The sequence below is a fragment of the Actinokineospora fastidiosa genome, from assembly GCF_014648415.1.
Lineage (GTDB): Bacteria > Actinomycetota > Actinomycetes > Mycobacteriales > Pseudonocardiaceae > Actinokineospora > Actinokineospora fastidiosa.
Map to the genome: position 1 here is coordinate 353,497 of NZ_BMRB01000004.1, position 15,819 is coordinate 369,315.

General features: G+C 72.1%; 13 protein-coding genes. 7 read left to right on the plus strand and 6 right to left on the minus strand.

The genetic code is table 11. The features are described from left to right. The first annotated feature begins 14 nt into the window (after window positions 1-14). From IEY98_RS23705 to IEY98_RS23715, 3 genes are all read left to right on the plus strand, one after another. A complete protein-coding gene (locus IEY98_RS23705) occupies window positions 15-848 on the plus strand; it encodes a phosphotransferase family protein (RefSeq protein ID WP_189212813.1) in 834 nt (277 codons plus the stop codon). Between the two features lie 136 nt (window positions 849-984). After that, complete coding sequence (locus IEY98_RS23710; protein WP_189212814.1) at window positions 985-2,187, plus strand: DUF6801 domain-containing protein; 1,203 nt, start codon at window positions 985-987, stop codon at window positions 2,185-2,187. 38 nt (window positions 2,188-2,225) lie between these two features. Next, a complete protein-coding gene (locus IEY98_RS23715) occupies window positions 2,226-3,221 on the plus strand; it encodes a linear amide C-N hydrolase (protein ID WP_189212815.1) in 996 nt (331 codons plus the stop codon). A 60-nt stretch (window positions 3,222-3,281) separates the two neighbouring features. Here the strand turns inward: IEY98_RS23715 and IEY98_RS23720 are convergent, their stop codons facing one another. The 5 genes from IEY98_RS23720 to IEY98_RS23740 form a co-directional block, all read right to left on the minus strand. After that, a complete protein-coding gene (locus tag IEY98_RS23720) occupies window positions 3,282-4,394 on the minus strand; it encodes a GH12 family glycosyl hydrolase domain-containing protein (protein ID WP_189212816.1) in 1,113 nt (370 codons plus the stop codon). Between the two features lie 92 nt (window positions 4,395-4,486). Beyond that, window positions 4,487-6,130, minus strand: a complete 1,644-nt coding sequence (locus IEY98_RS23725) for an alpha-amylase family protein (RefSeq protein WP_189212817.1) — start codon at window positions 6,128-6,130, stop codon at window positions 4,487-4,489. Continuing rightward, window positions 6,127-7,080: a TIGR03885 family FMN-dependent LLM class oxidoreductase gene (locus IEY98_RS23730; protein WP_189212818.1), complete on the minus strand. Its 954-nt coding sequence runs from the start codon at window positions 7,078-7,080 to the stop codon at window positions 6,127-6,129. Before IEY98_RS23730 ends, IEY98_RS23725 begins: the two co-directional genes overlap by 4 nt. Before the next feature lie 78 nt (window positions 7,081-7,158). Continuing rightward, window positions 7,159-10,341 carry a S8 family serine peptidase gene (locus IEY98_RS23735; RefSeq protein WP_189212819.1) on the minus strand — a complete coding sequence of 1,061 codons (3,183 nt, stop codon included), beginning with the start codon at window positions 10,339-10,341 and terminating at the stop codon, window positions 7,159-7,161. Window positions 10,342-10,515: 174 nt separating this feature from the next. Continuing rightward, complete coding sequence (locus IEY98_RS23740) at window positions 10,516-11,895, minus strand: MFS transporter (protein ID WP_189212969.1); 1,380 nt, start codon at window positions 11,893-11,895, stop codon at window positions 10,516-10,518. An 89-nt stretch (window positions 11,896-11,984) separates the two neighbouring features. On the opposite strand from IEY98_RS23740, the gene IEY98_RS23745 reads away from it, so the two are divergent. Together IEY98_RS23745 and IEY98_RS23750 are read left to right on the plus strand one after the other, a co-directional pair. After that, window positions 11,985-12,392, plus strand: coding sequence for a winged helix-turn-helix transcriptional regulator (locus IEY98_RS23745; RefSeq protein ID WP_189212820.1), 408 nt, complete (start codon window positions 11,985-11,987; stop codon window positions 12,390-12,392). 102 nt (window positions 12,393-12,494) lie between these two features. Continuing rightward, window positions 12,495-13,484 (plus strand): alpha/beta fold hydrolase, encoded by a 990-nt coding sequence (locus IEY98_RS23750; protein WP_229787294.1) that lies wholly within the window; start codon window positions 12,495-12,497, stop codon window positions 13,482-13,484. Window positions 13,485-13,486: 2 nt separating this feature from the next. Here the strand turns inward: IEY98_RS23750 and IEY98_RS23755 are convergent, their stop codons facing one another. Then, window positions 13,487-13,918: a helix-turn-helix domain-containing protein gene (locus IEY98_RS23755; RefSeq protein ID WP_189212821.1), complete on the minus strand. Its 432-nt coding sequence runs from the start codon at window positions 13,916-13,918 to the stop codon at window positions 13,487-13,489. A gap of 62 nt (window positions 13,919-13,980) precedes the next feature. Between IEY98_RS23755 and IEY98_RS23760 the strand changes: the two genes are divergently transcribed. Then, on the plus strand, window positions 13,981-15,165 hold the full coding sequence (locus IEY98_RS23760; RefSeq protein ID WP_189212822.1) for an MFS transporter: 1,185 nt from the start codon (window positions 13,981-13,983) through the stop codon (window positions 15,163-15,165). Window positions 15,166-15,267: 102 nt separating this feature from the next. After that, window positions 15,268-15,789 carry a thermostable hemolysin gene (locus IEY98_RS23765; RefSeq protein ID WP_189212823.1) on the plus strand — a complete coding sequence of 174 codons (522 nt, stop codon included), beginning with the start codon at window positions 15,268-15,270 and terminating at the stop codon, window positions 15,787-15,789. Window positions 15,790-15,819 lie beyond the last annotated feature (30 nt).

A 15,819-nucleotide genomic window follows, 5' to 3' on the forward strand; every position in this document is an offset into this window, starting at 1 on the left:
GAGGCGTGAGTTGTGTGCGGGAGGTTGCCGCTGCTCGGGGGTATCGGGAGCTGCGGGTGGTGGGGGAGGGGCTGGAGTTCCGTGTCTTCGCCGCCGTCGACCCGGACGGTTCGCGGGTTGTGCTGCGGACACCGGTGGGTGGGCGGTTTCAGGCCAACCCGAACGATCCCCACGTCGACACCCGGGAGGTGCTGGCCTGGGAGTACGCGGTGACCCGCCACGTCGCCGCGTATGGGGTGCCTGTGGCGCGGGCGCGGGAGCTGGTCCGCGGCGAGTCGGACGTGTTGATCAGCGACTATGTCCCCGATGACGGCAACGGCGTCGATCCGGTCGCTCTGGGGGTGGTGCTCAAGCGGCTGCACGGCCTGCCGCCGCCTGCTCGGACCGGTGGTGATCTGGCGGGGCGGATCGTGCGGCGGTGGCGGGAGGTGGCCGCGCGGGTGCCGGACCTCCCGCCCGCGCCCGAGGTCGCCTCGGTGCTCCGGGCGGGCCGCAGCCTGGTGCACCTGGACGTGCGGGCGGCCAACCTGCGCGGCGTCGGCGGCGCGCCGCTGGCGCTGCTCGACTGGTCGAACGCGCTGGTCGGGGACCCGAGGCTGGAGCTGGGCAGGCTCGCGGAGTTCGCCCGCCTGCCGGACAACGGCATCGACCTCCCCGCCGTCCTGGCCGGGTACGGCGAATCCGAGCCCGACGACGCCGCGTACTGGGCCTACCGCCTCGACGCGGCCGTCATGCTCGCCCTGGTGTTCCTCGCCGAGGCCCCCGACGCCGCGCGGGCGGCAGCGGCGGTTGATCGGATGCGTGCTATCCGGGAGCGGCTCGACTATCACCGAAATGACAAGCGTTAGCCGCATATCCAATTCGTTCATACGGTTTCCGCAATGCGGGTGCACGGATGAAAATGGGTCTGGATAACGCCTTCTCCGCTGCAGTACGTTCGGGTCATTCCAATTCCTTCGAGGAGGACGACGCATGCCCCGAATAATGCGGAAAGCCTTTGCCGCTGGCCTGGCCGCGGTCGCGCTGGCCGCGCTCGCGCCGTCGGCGCAGGCACTGAAGATCGAGGACGTTCCCGGGATCGGCGTCGACACCGGCCGGTTCAACCTGCCCATCAACTGCGCGATCACCATGCCCGACCTCGGCGGGATCAAGGTTTTCGACCTGGCCACGAATGTCGATGTGCAGGGCGTGGTGACCACGCATCTGGGCCCGGGGCAGGAGTTCTGGCTGACCCAGGGCTCCGGCGCCATCACCTTTCCGGCGTGGTTGACCGGCCTGGGCGGGTTCGTCGGCATCAACCGGGCCGACGCGGTCATCTCCAAGCTGGAGATCGGCGCCAGCAGCGCCAGCCCGCCGGTGGTCAACGTCACCGACCCGCCGCAGACGATCAAGGACATCGAGATCAAGGCCGGGCAGGAGCTGACCGTCGGGCTGCCGCTGCAGGGCACCTTCGACGTCGGCCCGTACACCGCGCCGCAGTCGGGCAAGGTCACGATGAGCTTCGAGCAGGCGGTCGCGCACGTCACGCTCAAGGCCGCGTGGGGTCCGCAGATCAAGATCGACGCCCACTGCACGCCCACCGCGGGCAACGCGCTGCTCACCGTCGCCGTCGGCGGGCCGCAGGGGCAGCCGCCGTCGAAGATCCACGACCAGCCGCTCAACTTCCCGCCGGTCGCGCCCGGCTACGTCGACGGCATCATCAACGCGCCCTACCGGTGCTCGTTCGGCGGTGACAGCCTCGACGTCGGCATCGCCGTCGGCGGGACGTTCCCGCTGTCGGTGCCGCGCGGCGGGCAGTTCTCCTTCACCAAGGCGTCCGGCGCGCTGACCATCCCGAAGGCCACCGTGAACAAGCTGCTGGACATGGGCTTCACCGGCAGCTTCTCCGGCCGGGTCACCGAGCTGAACCTCGTGGTGGAAGGCGGGATGCCGGAGGTGCAGAACGTCGCGGCCGACATCGCGATCCCGCCGACGCCGCTGGTGCGCGACCGGGACATCGTCGTGTCGCTGCCCGCCACCGGCACGCTCACCGCCGGGCCGTTCGCGCCGAAGGCGGGCGCGTCGACCCTGGCGATCCGGCTCGGCGACGCCACGGCCGAGCTGACCCTGAACGGCTCGACGCTGCTGCCGGTCACCTGCGGCGAGCCCGCCGTGCCGGTCTACCTGCTGGAGAACGAAGTCATCTGACCCTGGTCCGACGGCGGCGGCGGGCGCAGAATGGCGCGGTGAATCGCACCGTTCGCATCGCCGCCGCCGTCGCGCTGCTCACCAGCGGGCTCGTCGGCTGCCGGTCGGAGGAGACCGCCGCACCCGGCGCCGCCCTGTCGGCCGACGAGAGCCGCACGCTCGCGTCCCTGCGCGAGGTCGACGACCACCCGCTGTGGACCATGACCTTCCACGGCGACTACGACCCGCTCGACGTGGACGGACCGGCCGTGACGCCGACGACGTTCGGCTGCTCGCTGTTCGCCGCCCGGGGCAACCCGGCGGACCCGGTGTTCGGCCGCAACTTCGACTTCGACCACCAGCCCGCCCTGCTGCTGTTCACCGACGCCCCCGACAGCCACGCCTCGGTGTCCATGGTGGACGTCTCCTACCTCGGGGTCACCTCGGCGGAGGACTTCACCACCGAGGAGGGCAGGCGCCTGCTCCTCGACGCCCCGCTGCTGCCCTTCGACGGGATGAACGACAAGGGCCTGGTCGTCGGCATGGCGACGGTCCCGGAGGCGGCGCCCACCACGGCCCCCGGCAGGCCGGTCGTCGGCAGCGTCCGCATCCAGCGCATGATGCTGGACCGCGCCGCGACGGTGGACGAGGCGATCAAGGTGTTCAACGAGTACACAGTGGACTTCACCGACAGCCCGCCGCTGCACTACATGGTCGCCGACGCGCACGGCTCCTCGGCGATCCTGGAGTTCGTCGACGGCGAGCTGCAGGTCACCCGGGACTCCGGCCCGTGGCAGGCGATGGTGAACTACCGGTGGTACGGCTCGACGCCCGAGGAGCGCCAGGCCGACTCCCGGTACCGCGCCGCGAGCGAGACCCTCACCGCGGCGGGTGGGCGGCTCGACACCAAGGCCGCCATGGACCTCCTGGCCGACGTGCGCCAGGGGCACACGCAGTGGTCGATCGTCTACGGGCAGCGCACCGGCAAGGTCACGCTGACGACCGGTCAGCGGTACGGGACCGTGCACGAGTTCACGCTGCCGATGGAGTTGTGACAGGACCTCGCCCCGGGCCGCGAACGGCGCGATACGCGACCCGGGGCGAGGGGTCTGGCGTCAGGCGCAGGCGGCCCCGTTGAGGGTGAAGCCGCCGAACGAGCCCGACGAGTTCCCGGTGGCCTGGTACCCGACGGTCACGCTCTGGCCCGGGTTGAGGGTCGTGCTCCACCCCGGCGCCGCGGCGGTCACCTGGGTCCCGGACTGGGCGAAGGTCGCGTTCCAGCCGTTGGTCACCGACACGCCGCTGGGCACGGTCCACCCCGCGCGCCAGTTCTGCGCCGGGGACGAGCCGGTGTTGGTGATGGTGGCCTCGGCGGTGAACCCGCCCGACCACGAGTTGGTGATCCGGTGGGTCGCCCGGCAGCCGCCCGGGCCGCCGGTGCCGGGGGTGGTGGTGGTCGTCGTCGGGCTCCCGCCGGAGGCGGAGAAGCTGAACGAGTTGACCGCGAGCCCCGGGCCGCCGCGCCACGGCTCGAAGCCGAACTGGACGCTGGTGAGGTACCAGGACGACTGCACGTGCCCGCGGCGCACGGCGTCGTTGGTGAACTCGGTGACGTTGATGTTCAGCGAGTTCGTCGTCTGCTGGCGCACGTAGGAGATGACGTTCCAGCCGATGTTGCCGTACCAGACGTCCCAGGTCGCGCCCGCGAGGTTCGCCGTGCCGACCCGGCTGCCGATGGGCTGCGGCGGGCCCTGGTGGTTGCCCCAGATCATCAGCTCCGCGCCGGTGTTCTGGCCGGACTGGTTCGGGTTGGGGTCGAACCACAGGTCGTAGGCGGCGTTCCAGTAGCCGTCCGCCGTGCTGTAGCTGACGCTGCTCGACACCGCGCCCATCCGGCTGACCTGCAGCGGCAGGCCGCTGTTGGCGCTGCAGTTGCCGTAGTGGCAACCGGCGTAGATCGACGGGTAGCCCGCGGGCGCGCCGTTGGTGGGCACGTCGTGGTGGCCGCTGGTGATCCGGAACCCGGTGTCGCCGACGCTGATGCACTGGCCGGCGTCGTCGCCCCACTCGTTGTTCTGGACGATGTACCGCCCGCCCTGGATGCTGGTCGAGCCGTACTTCTCGCAGATGGTCGTGGCGGCGGCCGCCTCCGGCGGGCTCACCGCCACCAGCAGGCCGACCAGCATCCCGGCGGCGCCGAGCGCGCCGAGGGCGTGTTTGAGGTTCATGGTCGCGCAACTCCCTTGTCGAACGGCCGGGCACGTTGAGAGCGCTCCCAAAAACACCCTAGCCGGTCGGCCCGACGCGCGGAAGGGGTGAGTCAGCGCGAGTGGCGGAACCAGCGGCAGCCGAAGGGCTCAATCGGCACGGTCACCCGGCCGCCGCGGACCGAGAGGGTGCCGTCGACGAGGACGTCGTCGAGCGTGCCGTCGGGCAGCTCCAGCTCGGCCTCCAGCGGCCGGTCGGAGAAGTTGTGCACGATGACGGCGGCGCGGTCGGGCGTGGCGCAGCGGTGGACGAAGAGCGCGTCGTCCCCGGCGTCGATGATCTCGAACTCGCCCCAGGCCAGCTCCGGGCACTCCCGGTAGCCCTCCACCAGCCGCTTGATCCACGACAGCAGCGAGTCCGGGTCGCGGCGCTGGGCGCGGACGTTCACCTCGTCCGGACCGAACTCGCCGGTCGTCACCGGGGCGGGGAACCGCTCGGGGTCGGCGGTCGAGAACCCCGCGCCCGGGCCAGGCTCCCACTGCATGGGCGTACGGACGGCGGCTCGGCCCTCCACGGCCAGGTTCTCGCCCATGCCGATCTCCTCGCCGTAGAACAGCACCGGCGTGCCGGGCAGGGAGAACAGCAGGCTGTAGACCATCTTGACCCGGCGCATGTCGCCGCCGAGCATGGGCGGCAGCCGCCTGCGCAGGCCGCGGCCGTAGAGCTGCATATCCTCCGACGGCCCGAACGCGGCGAATACCTCCTCGCGCTCGTCGTCGGTCAGCTTGTCCAGCGTCAGCTCGTCGTGGTTGCGGACGAACGTCGCCCATTGCGCGTCGCGCGGCGGCTCGGGGCGCTCCCGCAGGGCCTCGGCCAGCGGCGCCGACGACCCGCGCGCCAGCGCCAGGTACATCCGCTGCATGCCGACGAAGTCGAAGCACATGGTCAGCTCGTCGCCCACGCCCTCGGGGTCGCCGTAGAAGGCCATCGTGTCCTTGTACGGCAGGTTCACCTCGCCGAGCAGCACCGCCTCGCCCTGCCTGCGGGCCAGGAACGCGCGCAGATCGACCAGGTAGTCGTGCGGGTCGGGCAGCTGGTGGGCGTCGGCGTTGCCCGCGGTCTCCAGGAAGAACGGCACCGCGTCCACCCGGAACCCGGAGAGCCCGAGCTGCAGCCAGAAGCCCATCACCCTGGCCATCTCGTCGCGCACGGCCGGGTTGGCCACGTTCAGGTCCGGCTGGTGCTTGTAGAAGCGGTGCAGGTAGTACTGGTCGGTGTTCTCGTCGTACTCCCAGAGGCTGTCCTCCTTGTCGGGGAAGACCACGCCCTTGGGGCCGTCGCGCGGCGGCTCGTCGCGCCAGACGTACCAGTCGCGGTAGGGCGACTCGCGGCTGGAGCGCGCGCTGCGGAACCACGGGTGCTCGGCGGAGGTGTGGTTGACCACCAGGTCGGCGATCACCCGCAGGCCCCGGTCCCGCGCGGTCCGCACGAACTCGGCGAACTCGCCGAGGGTGCCCAGGCGCGGGTCGACGGAGTAGAAGTCGGTGATGTCGTAGCCGTCGTCGCGGTCGGGCGTGGGCAGGAACGGCATCAGCCACAGGCAGGTGACGCCGAGCCGGGCGAAGTAGTCGATGCGCTGCGTCAGGCCGACGAAGTCGCCGCAGCCGTCCCCGTTGCCGTCCTGGAAGGTCTCGACGTCCAGGCAGTAGATCACGGCGTTCTTCCACCAGAGGTCGGCGGTGTCGGTGAGCCTCATGCCAGCTCACCCAGCACCTTCGCGCCGAAGGCGTCGATGAACGCGTCCTGCTCCTGGCCGACGTGGTGCAGCTGGATCAGCTCGAAGCCCAGCTCGGCGTACTCCCGCAGCCAGGCGGCGTGTCGGGACAGGTCGGCGGAGACGTTCACGACCTCGCGCACCTGCTCGGGCGAGACGGACTTGGCGACCTCGTCGAAGTGCGCGGGCAGCAGGTCCCAGCAGACCGGCGGGGCGAACACGTTGCCGCGCCACTGCTCGTGCGCCACGGCCAGCGCCTCGTCCTCGTCGGGGGCCCAGCTCAGGTGCACCTGGAGGGCCAGCTGGCCGCGGCCGCCCGCGTCCCGGTAGGCGTCGACCATGGCGCGCAGGTGCTCGATGGGCGCGTTCACCGTGACCAGGCCGTCCGCCCATTCCGCGCACCAGGCGGCGGTGGCCGTGCTGACCGCCGCGCCGAACAGCGGCGGCGGCTCCTCCGGGCGGGTCCACAGCCGGGCCCGGTCGACGGTGACCAGGCCGTCGTGGGACACCTCCTCGCCCGCGAGCAGCGCGCGGATCACCTCGACGCACTCGCGCAGGCGGGCGTTGCGCACGTCCTTGCGCGGCCAGCGGTCGCCGGTGATGTGCTCGTTGGACGCCTCCCCGCTGCCCAGCGCCACCCACAGCCTGCCGGGGTACATCGCGGTGAGTGTGCTCATGGCCTGCGCGAGGATGGCGGGGTGGTAGCGCTGGCCAGGCGCGGTCACCACGCCGTACCGCAGGTCGGTGGCCTGCAGCGCCGCGCCCAGCCACGACCAGGCGAACCCGGACTGGCCCTGCGCCGACGTCCACGGCGCGAAGTGGTCGGACGACATGGCCGCGCCGAACCCGGCGCGCTCGGCCCTGCGCACCGCGTCCAGGAGCCGCGTCGGGTGGATCTGCTCGTGTGAGGCGTGGAACCCGTAGACCGCCATGACGGGGTACTACCCCGAATCGCGGCCGGTGACGCAGCGGGGGCGCCCGCCTGCCCGACGGGCGCCCCCGACCGCGGGCTACTTCAGCGCGTACGCCCGGATGATCGTCTGGTCGACCGTGTTGCCCTGGGCGTCCCTGGCCTGCGCCTTGAGCGAGACGAACTCCGCGCCCCTCGGGTGCAGCAGGACCGCGTGCCAGCGCTCGCCGACGCGCACCAGGCCCACCGGCCGCCACGTCGCGCCGTCGTCGTAGGAGACCTGGACGGCGGGCGTGCGCACACCCTCCGCCGTGGAGCCGTTGCGCTGGACGTACACCGGGACGGTGAACACCCGGCCCGCGGGCGCCCGGTTCAGCTCGTCCAGCTTCGGCGCGAACCGCACCGCCAGCAGCGGCAACGGCGCGGCCTCCCCGGTCGGCGCCGACCGGAACGTCCAGTCCGCGCTGACCTTTGTGGACAGCGGCGACACCGACCGGGTGGCCTCCGTGCGCAGGCGGTAGCCGCCCTCGCCGCCGGGGTCGACGGCGTGGACGAACCCGACCTGGTCCGACTCGCCGACCAGGGCGTCACCGCGGTGCAGCGTCGTCATGGCCGTGTCGACCGAGGAGAAGCCGACGTGGTTCGGGTCCTGGTCGGTGAACATCGGCGCGGACACCAGGATCTCGTCGCCCGCGCGGGCCGCCCACTCCTCGGCCCTGTACCCGGAGGTGGGGAACGCCGGGCCGAACACCGCCGCGTTCCACCGCTGCCCGGTGTCCCGGGTGAACTCCCGCGGCTGGGCGGTGCTCTGGTAGCTCTGCGGCGGCCACGCGTTGGGCGCCGCCATCTGCGAGAACGACCCGTGCCACGCGACGCCGGGGGAGTAGTACTCGGTCACCGCGAGCGGGAGCGGCCCGCCCGCCATGTCCGAGAGGAAGCCCGTGCCGGGGCCGCTGGCCCTGGTCGCGACCTTCACCAGGTCCCGGTCGGCGAAGTGCCGCAGCAGGTCGGACGGGACAGCGCCGTCGTGCGACCACGCCACGTTGTACTGGTAGGGGCTGCCCACGTACTCGTGGTCGCCGCTGGGCCTGGCCAGCCGCGACTCCACCTGGAAGGTCGCCTTGCCCGGCGCGGTCGTGACCGACGGGCGGTAGCCGATGCCCTCGAAGTTGTCCCCGCCCAGCCCCGTCCCGGTGCTGCCCCAGTCGGTGGTGAGGCTGAAGAACAGGAAGGTGGAGCCGGACACCGCGTCGGCCTGGTCCACCGTGACGCCGACCTGCTCGGCGTCCCGGGCGTCCACGACGATCTCGGTGTCCCCGGTGATCGCCAGCGCGGGCTCGTGGAACTGGGCGAGCGGCCAGCGCCGCCCCTCGACCGGGGTCTGGACCCAGGCGTCGAAGAAGAAGACGCCCTTCGGCACCCGGGCCGTCAGCGTGCCGGACTCGGCGTAGTCCAGGTACGCGGCCGGGTGCGCGGTGTCGACGAACCGGTAGGAGTAGTTGGGCGTGAGCTTGCCGTCGGCGTCGATGAAGCTCAGCTCGACGTCGTAGCTCTCGACCTCCTTGGTCAGCCCGATCGGGGTCCGCGTGCCGGTGGTCCCGTCGGTGGCGACCACCGCGCCCTGGTACGTGCCGTCCGGGGCGTCGATGTTCGTGATCGCGGTGACCGTGACCTCCGCCTGCCCGCCCGCGGGGACGGTGACCTCTCCCGGGGTGACCGTGAGCATGCCGTCCGGCGCGGCCGCGCCGGACCCGTCGCGCAGGTCCGCGCTCACGCGGAGGGTGAGCGGCGCGGTCCCGTGGTTGCGGTAGGTCAGGGTCTTCACGATCGGCGCGTCGTCGTCGTGCGGCCACCGCGCCGTGCCCAGGCTCAGGCTCGCGGGCGCGGTGGTGACGCTCTGCGCGGTCGCGCGGGCCAGGTCGACACGTCCCGCGCCCTGCTCGTAGACCGACAGGTCGGGATGGGCCTTGGCGCTCGCCATCAGCGCGGCCTTGAGCTGCTCGGGCGACCAGTCCGGGTGCTGCCCGGCCAGCACGGCCGCCGCGCCCGCCACGTGCGGGGCGGACATCGACGTGCCCGAGAGCGCGACGTGCTTGTCGCCCACCGGGTCGCCGATCTGCCCCTCGGCCGCCTTCGCCGCCACGATCCCCACGCCGGGCGCGGTGATGTCGGGCTTGATGGCGTTGTCCTTCCAGCGCGGCCCGCGCGAGGAGAAGTCGGCCAGCGTGTCGTCGCGGTCGATGGCGCCCACGGTCAGCGCCGCGTCGGCAGCGGCAGGGCTGCCGATGGTCCCCGCGGAGGGGCCGGAGTTGCCGGCGGACACCACGAACAGCGCGCCCGTGTCGGCGGTGATCCGGTTGAGCGCCAACGACATCGGGTCGGTGCCGTCGGAGGCGAAGGGCGCGCCGAGGCTCATGTTGATGACGTCCGCGCCCGCGGCGGCCGCCCACTCCATGCCCGCGATGATGTCGGACTCGCGGCCGCCGCCGTAGTCGTTGAGCACCTTGCCGTTGAGCAGCTTCGCGTCGGGCGCGACGCCCTTGTACTTCCCGTCGCCGGTCACGATCGAGGCCACGTGCGTGCCGTGCCCGAACCGGTCGTCGGTGGAGTCGCTGTCGCTGAAGTCGCGCGACTCGACGACCGCGCCCGCGAGGTCGGGGTGCGTCTCGTCGATACCGGTGTCCAGCACGGCGACCGTCGTCCCGGTGCCGGTGTGCCCGGCCTCCCATGCCGCGGGCGCCCCGATCTGCGGGACGCTGCGGTCCAGGCTCGCCCGCACGGGCCCGTCGAGCCAGATCCGGCTGACGCCACTGGCGCGCGGCCCGGACAGGAACGGGTTCGCCTTGTCCGCCTCGACGGCGACCCCGTTGACGCTCGCCAGCACCTGCCCCGCGCTGCTGGCGACCGGCCCGTCATAGGTGATGATCAGCGGCGTGACGGCGCTGCGCGCGTCGTCGTACCCCGCGCGGATCAACCCGCCCACGTCGAACAACCGCTCATCGATGCGCCCCGCGGCGACGTCGGTGGCGACATCGCTGGGCACCACATGCACATCCCCCTCGACGTCGACGCGCTGCACGAACCGGACGTGCTCACGCCCGGCACCCGCCCGCACCCGCACCCGGTCACCCACGAGCGTGACCTTGTCCCCGGTGACCAGGGTGACGGTGTTGTGCGGCGCACGCCCCGGCCCGGAGGCCGCTGCTGCGGTCGTCGGAGTGACCGCGGCGCCCAGCACCGCGACCACCCCCACCCCCGCGACCAAGCGTTTGGATGGACTCATTCACTCTCCCCAGAATCAGACGGTCCCATCGCCGATAGGACGCCCGAGCCCCCCGGCGCCGTTGTCCGCATGATCGACATTCACTGAATCGGCCCCAACGATCGTCGGGGTCCATCCGCGCGAGTCCTTCGATGCCCGGAAAGGGGCGGGACGCTTGTCCCGCCCCTACAGCGGCTACGCCACGAGTTGTGGTTCCGGGGCGACTTCCGGCTTGCGCAGTCCGGTGAGTGCGATCACCAGGGCCGACGCGGCCGCGATCGCGGGGACCAGGAGGGCGGTGCGGATGGCGGTGAGGGGGGATGCGGTGGTGAGGGTGGCGACGTGGACCGCGGTGGCCAGGGAGATGCCCAGGGCGGCGCCGAACTGGAAGTTGGTGTTCAGCAGGCCGCCCGCGACGCCCTGTTCGTGTTCGGCGACGCCGTCCGTCGCGGCGATGGTGAGGGGGCCGTAGGTGAGGGCGAACGCCAGGCCCAGGGTGATCATCGTCGGGAACATCGCCGCGTACGTCCAGTCGTCGGTGACGGGCAGGAACAGGACGTACGCCAGGGTGGCGAAGGCCAGCCCGCCCGCGATCACCCTCGCGTTGCCGAAGCGGGCGACCAGGCGCGGGGTGAGGGTCGGGGCCAGGATGGCGTCGATGGCGACCACGAGCAGGGCCAGGCCGGTCTCCAGGCTCGACCAGCCGCGCAGTTCCTGCAGGTACAGGGTGATCAGGAACTGGAAGGCGAAGAACGAGCCCGCGAACAGCAGCGCAGCGGCGTTGGCGCGCACGAGCGGCCGGTTGGCGAGGATCCCCAGCCGCAGCAGCGGGGCGGGGGAGCGGCGCTCGATGGCGACGAACGCGGCCAGCGCGGCCAGGCCCACCGCGAACGCGGCCGCCGTCCAGCCCCAGCCCTCGGCCGGGCGCTCGAGGCGGACCACGGCGTACACCAGCAGCAGCATCGCCACCGTGATCGTCAGCGCGCCCGCGACGTCGGTGCGGCCGCGCGCGCTCGCCCGGGCGCGGGGGATGAGCGGGAGGGCGGCGGCCAGGATCAGCGCCGAGAGGATCACCGGGGCGAAGAAGACCCAGCGCCAGCCGATGGCGGTCAGCAGGCCGCCCGCGACCAGGCCGAGGGAGAAGCCCGCCGCGCCGGTGGCCGCGTAGACCAGCAGCGCCTTGTTCCGCCTCGGGCCCTCGGCGAACGACGTGGTGATGATCGACAGGCCCGCAGGCGTCATGAACGCCGCCGCGACGCCGGTGACGAACCGGGCCACGAGCAGCGTCCAGCCGTCGGTCGCCAGCCCGCCCAGGCCGGAGAACACCAGGAACACGGTCAGCCAGAACAGCAGCATCCTGCGCCTGCCGAACAGGTCGGCCGCCCGGCCGCCGAGCAGCATGAAGCCGCCGTAGCCCAGCACGTAGGCGCTCACCACCCCGCTCAGCATCGCGGTGGACAGGCCCAGATCGGCCCGGATCGACGGGAGCGCCACGTTCAGCATGGCCACGTCGATCCCCTCCAGGAAGATCGCGCCGCACAGCACGAACAGCACGCCCCACTCGCGGGCGCTCATCGGGGTGGACACCTGGTACTCCTCAGTTACTCATCAGCTGGTCAGTTACCTCTTGTAACCACGATCATCCTGCGGCACCATCGGCAGGTGTGGAAGAAGGCACTTTGAACTCACCGAGGCACATCGAGGACACCGACGACTGCCCGGTGTGGGACATCCGCCAGGACTGCGAGGTCCGCCAGATCCTCGACCGCATCGCCGACAAGTGGTCCCTGTTGGTCATCTCCCTGTTGGACTGCGGCACCATGCGGTTCACCGAGCTGTTGCGCGAGATCGACGGTGTGAGCCAGCGCATGCTCACCACGACGCTGCGGCACCTCGAACGCGACGGCCTCGTCTCCCGGACCGTCCACCCCGTCGTCCCGCCGCGCGTCGACTACGCGCTCACACCCCTCGGCCGGACCCTTCTGGACACCATCCAGGCGCTGGTGAGGTGGACCGAGCAGCACCAGCACGAAATCGCCGCCGCCCGCGCCCGATACGACAATATGGACTAATCCACATGTGACGGCGTCACCTCCCTGCGCCACGCGGTTGACTCCTTGATCGAGGCAGGCATATAAGAGTGCGTCTTTTGTCTTCCACGCAAGGAGAATCGAGTGTTCCGAAAGGATAGTCGGCTGCGTCGCGGCGTGTACGCCGCGTTGGCCGCCGTCGCGCTCCTGCTGCTAGGGTCGGCCGCGAGCGCCGAGCGGCCGGAGGCGTCGGCGGCCCGGCTCGCGGGCGGGTTCACCCACGGGACCGTCGCGGTGGAGGGGACGACCCTGCACTACGTGCGCGGCGGCTCCGGCCCGCCGCTGGTCCTGCTGCACGGCTGGCCGCAGACCTGGTGGGAGTGGTCGAAGGTCATGCCCGCGCTCGCCGAGCGCCACACCGTCATCGCCTTCGACCTGCCGGGCATCGGCTCGTCGTCCATCCCGACCGGCGGGTACGACAAGGCCCGCACGGCGGCGCGCATCCGCGAGGGCGTGCACAAGCTCGGGTTCCGCGAGGTCTCCATCATCGGGCACGACACCGGCGCGCTGGTGGCCTACCCGTACGCCCGCGACTACCCGACCGAGGTCAAGCGCCTCGTCGTGATGGACACCCCGCTGTCCGGCTTCGGCCTGGAGGACTTCTACGGGATCAGCTGGCACCTGGGCTTCAACCAGCAGCCCAAGCCGGTCCCGGAGACCATCATGGACAACGAGGACACCGCCACCTACCTCGGCTGGATGTTCGGCAGCACCCGCTACCCCGAGCGCATCGACCAGGAGGTCTTCTTCCGGGCCTACTACCCGGCCGAGCGGCGCTCCGCGGGCTACGAGTACTACCGCGCCTTCGCCGACGACATCGTGAACAACCAGGCGAACGCGCACAAGCGCCTGCAGATGCCGGTGCTGGCCATGGGCGCTGAGTTCGCCTTCGGTCCCGTCGTGGGCAACTCGTTCAGCCAGGTCGGCGACGACGTGCGCGGTGTGGTGGCCCCGGACTCCGGGCACTGGATCGCCGAGGAGAACCCGCGCTTCCTGCTCAACTGCGTCAACCTGTTCTTCGGTCCGCAGGGCGTGCCCGCGCCCGCCCCGGAACTGGCGAACTGCGTGGCGTGACCTCAGGCCGGGTGCCGGGTGATCAGCAGCAGCGCGTCGAGCAGCCGGTGGCAGTCGGCCTCCGTCAGCGGATGGGGGCTGACGGCAGCGGCCGACGCCAGGACGGCGAGCAGCCGCCCGGCGAGATCACCCGGCTCGGGCCCGCCGATGGCGGCGACGCAGTCGCGGAAGCGCTGACCGCGCCCGAGGCGCACCAGGACCGGCGGCAAGGGATCGGCCGCCGGTCCTGGTGCGGCGCCGAGCTCGACCCGCAGATCAGCGCCCAACGCGGTGGCGAGCCGCCGCAGGGCGTCCAGTGTCGGGTTGCCGCGCCCGTTCTCCAGATTGGCGATGTACGGGACGGACAGGCCCGCCAGCGCGGCGACGTCCGCGACCGTCTTCCCGCTCGCCGCGCGCAGCGAGCGCAGGCGATGTCCCAGCTCCGCGTTGTCCATGCACTTCCCTTGGAACAAGATCCTGTGCAACTATCTTGTCAGGATAGCACCTGGGGGAGTTCATGGTCCTGCGGAACCGGGAGTTCCGGCTGCTCTGGCTCGGCAGGTCGGTCAGCGGCCTCGGCTCGTGGCTGCTCGTGGTCGCGGTGCCCGCGCACGTGCTGGTGCTGACCGGCTCCCTGACGGCCACCGGGCTCACCCTGGCCGCCGAGTTCCTCCCGCCCATGCTGCTCGGCCCGTTCGCCGGGGTCGTGGTCGACCGCTGGGACCGCAGGCGGGTCATGATCGCCGCCGACGTGCTGCGCGCGTTCGCCGTCGCGCTCCTGCTGTTCGTGCGCGAACCGGACGACGTCGCCCTCGTATACGTCGCGGTCGCGGCCGAGAGCGTGGGCACGCTGGCGTTCCGGCCCGCCGCGCAGGCCCACATCCCCGCCCTGGTCGGCACCGGCCGCCCGCTCACCGCGGCGAACGCGCTGAACTCGGCAACCGACGGCGCCGTCCGGCTCCTCGGCGCCCCGCTCGGCGGCCTCCTCTACGCCTGGGGCGGCATCGACTTGGTCGTGTGGCCCGACATCGCCAGCTACTTGGTCTCCGCCGTGTTCATCGCGCTCACCAAGCCCGGCCCGCGGGCGCGCCGCGGCGAGCTCGGCGCTGTCATCGCCGAACTCCGCGAGGGCGCGCGGTTCCTGCGCGATGACCGCGCCGTCGGCGGGCTGCTCGTGCTCAACACCGCCTTCCTCGGCGCGAACGCCGCGCTCACCTCCGTGCTCGTCCCGCACGGGATGGCCGCGTGGGGCGGGACCGCGCGGGCCGGGCTCGTGATGTCCGGGCTGGGGGTCGGCTTCCTGCTCGGCGCGGTCGTCGTCCGGACCCTGGACCGCTTTCGGCCCCGCGCCGTCCTCGCGGGCGCGCTGGCGATGACCGCGGTCGGGTTCGTCGTCCTGTTCACGATCCCGTGGGCGGCGCTGCCCGCGGCTGTCGTGGTGGGCGCGTTCGGCTCGACAGCGCTGATCCTCGTGCAGACGACCGTCCAGCGCCGCACGCCCGACGCGGTGCTCGGGCGGGTGGCGGCGGTCGTGTTCGCCGCGGAGGCGGCCGCCACGTTCGCGGGCGCGCTCGCCGGGCCGCTGCTCGCCGAGGCCGCCACGATCGCGACCGTCGCCTGGGTCGCCGCCGGGATCACCGCGCTGTGCGCGCTGGTGGTCGCTCACCCCCCGGGCCGGGACCGCGTCCCGCGCCGCCCATGACCTCGTCATGCCTGAGCACTCCGCGAGATGCGGGCGCGGCGCGCCGGATGCGACGGTGTGCCAAGGGAAAACCCAGACCTGTCGGCACAGGGACGGTGGAGCATGACGAACACGGCGCGCCGGTTTCGCATCGGCTTCGCGCACCAGGGCACGCTGCATTACGAGTACTGCGCCGAGTTGGTCCGGCGCGCCCACCAGGTCGACGCGCAGCCGGGCCTGTTCGTCACGGCGTGGGACAACACCCGGCACTCGCCGTCCTTCGGCCGCACCGTGGGCGTCGTCGGGCTGACCGGCGCCGAGGACGGGCCGCTGGCGTCGGAGGCCGACCTGGAGGTCCCGGTCGAGCAGGCGTGCACGCGGCTGGCAGGCTGGGCGGTGCGCAGGCGGGTCGCCGAGGTGAGCCCGCTGGCCGTGGTCCAGCCGGGCGCGGACGCGTTCCTCATGCGGAACCTGCCCACGATCGCCGTCCGGCAGGGCTACGACTTCCTGTTGGCGACCCTCACGCCCGAGCAGCACTACCTGGCCACCGCGACCGGGTGGGACTTCCACACGCTGGTCGACGGCGTGAACCGGACCGGCATCGCCTTGTGCGGGGCCGCGGAGGCGTTCCCGATCGCGAGCTGATCGCCGCGCCACCCGGTTGTGGTAGACACG

Bases quoted from the DNA above. Each gene is read 5' to 3' on its own strand.
- IEY98_RS23760 (WP_189212822.1), top strand. From the start codon at position 13,981: ATGGTCCTGCGGAACCGGGAGTTCCGGCTGCTCTGGCTCGGCAGGTCG.
- IEY98_RS23740 (WP_189212969.1), bottom strand. From the start codon at position 11,895: ATGAGCGCCCGCGAGTGGGGCGTGCTGTTCGTGCTGTGCGGCGCGATC.
- IEY98_RS23720 (WP_189212816.1), bottom strand. From the start codon at position 4,394: ATGAACCTCAAACACGCCCTCGGCGCGCTCGGCGCCGCCGGGATGCTG.
- IEY98_RS23765 (WP_189212823.1), top strand. From the start codon at position 15,268: ATGACGAACACGGCGCGCCGGTTTCGCATCGGCTTCGCGCACCAGGGC.
- IEY98_RS23710 (WP_189212814.1), top strand. From the start codon at position 985: ATGCGGAAAGCCTTTGCCGCTGGCCTGGCCGCGGTCGCGCTGGCCGCG.
- IEY98_RS23755 (WP_189212821.1), bottom strand. From the start codon at position 13,918: ATGGACAACGCGGAGCTGGGACATCGCCTGCGCTCGCTGCGCGCGGCG.
- IEY98_RS23730 (WP_189212818.1), bottom strand. From the start codon at position 7,080: ATGGCGGTCTACGGGTTCCACGCCTCACACGAGCAGATCCACCCGACG.
- IEY98_RS23725 (WP_189212817.1), bottom strand. From the start codon at position 6,130: ATGAGGCTCACCGACACCGCCGACCTCTGGTGGAAGAACGCCGTGATC.
- IEY98_RS23735 (WP_189212819.1), bottom strand. From the start codon at position 10,341: ATGAGTCCATCCAAACGCTTGGTCGCGGGGGTGGGGGTGGTCGCGGTG.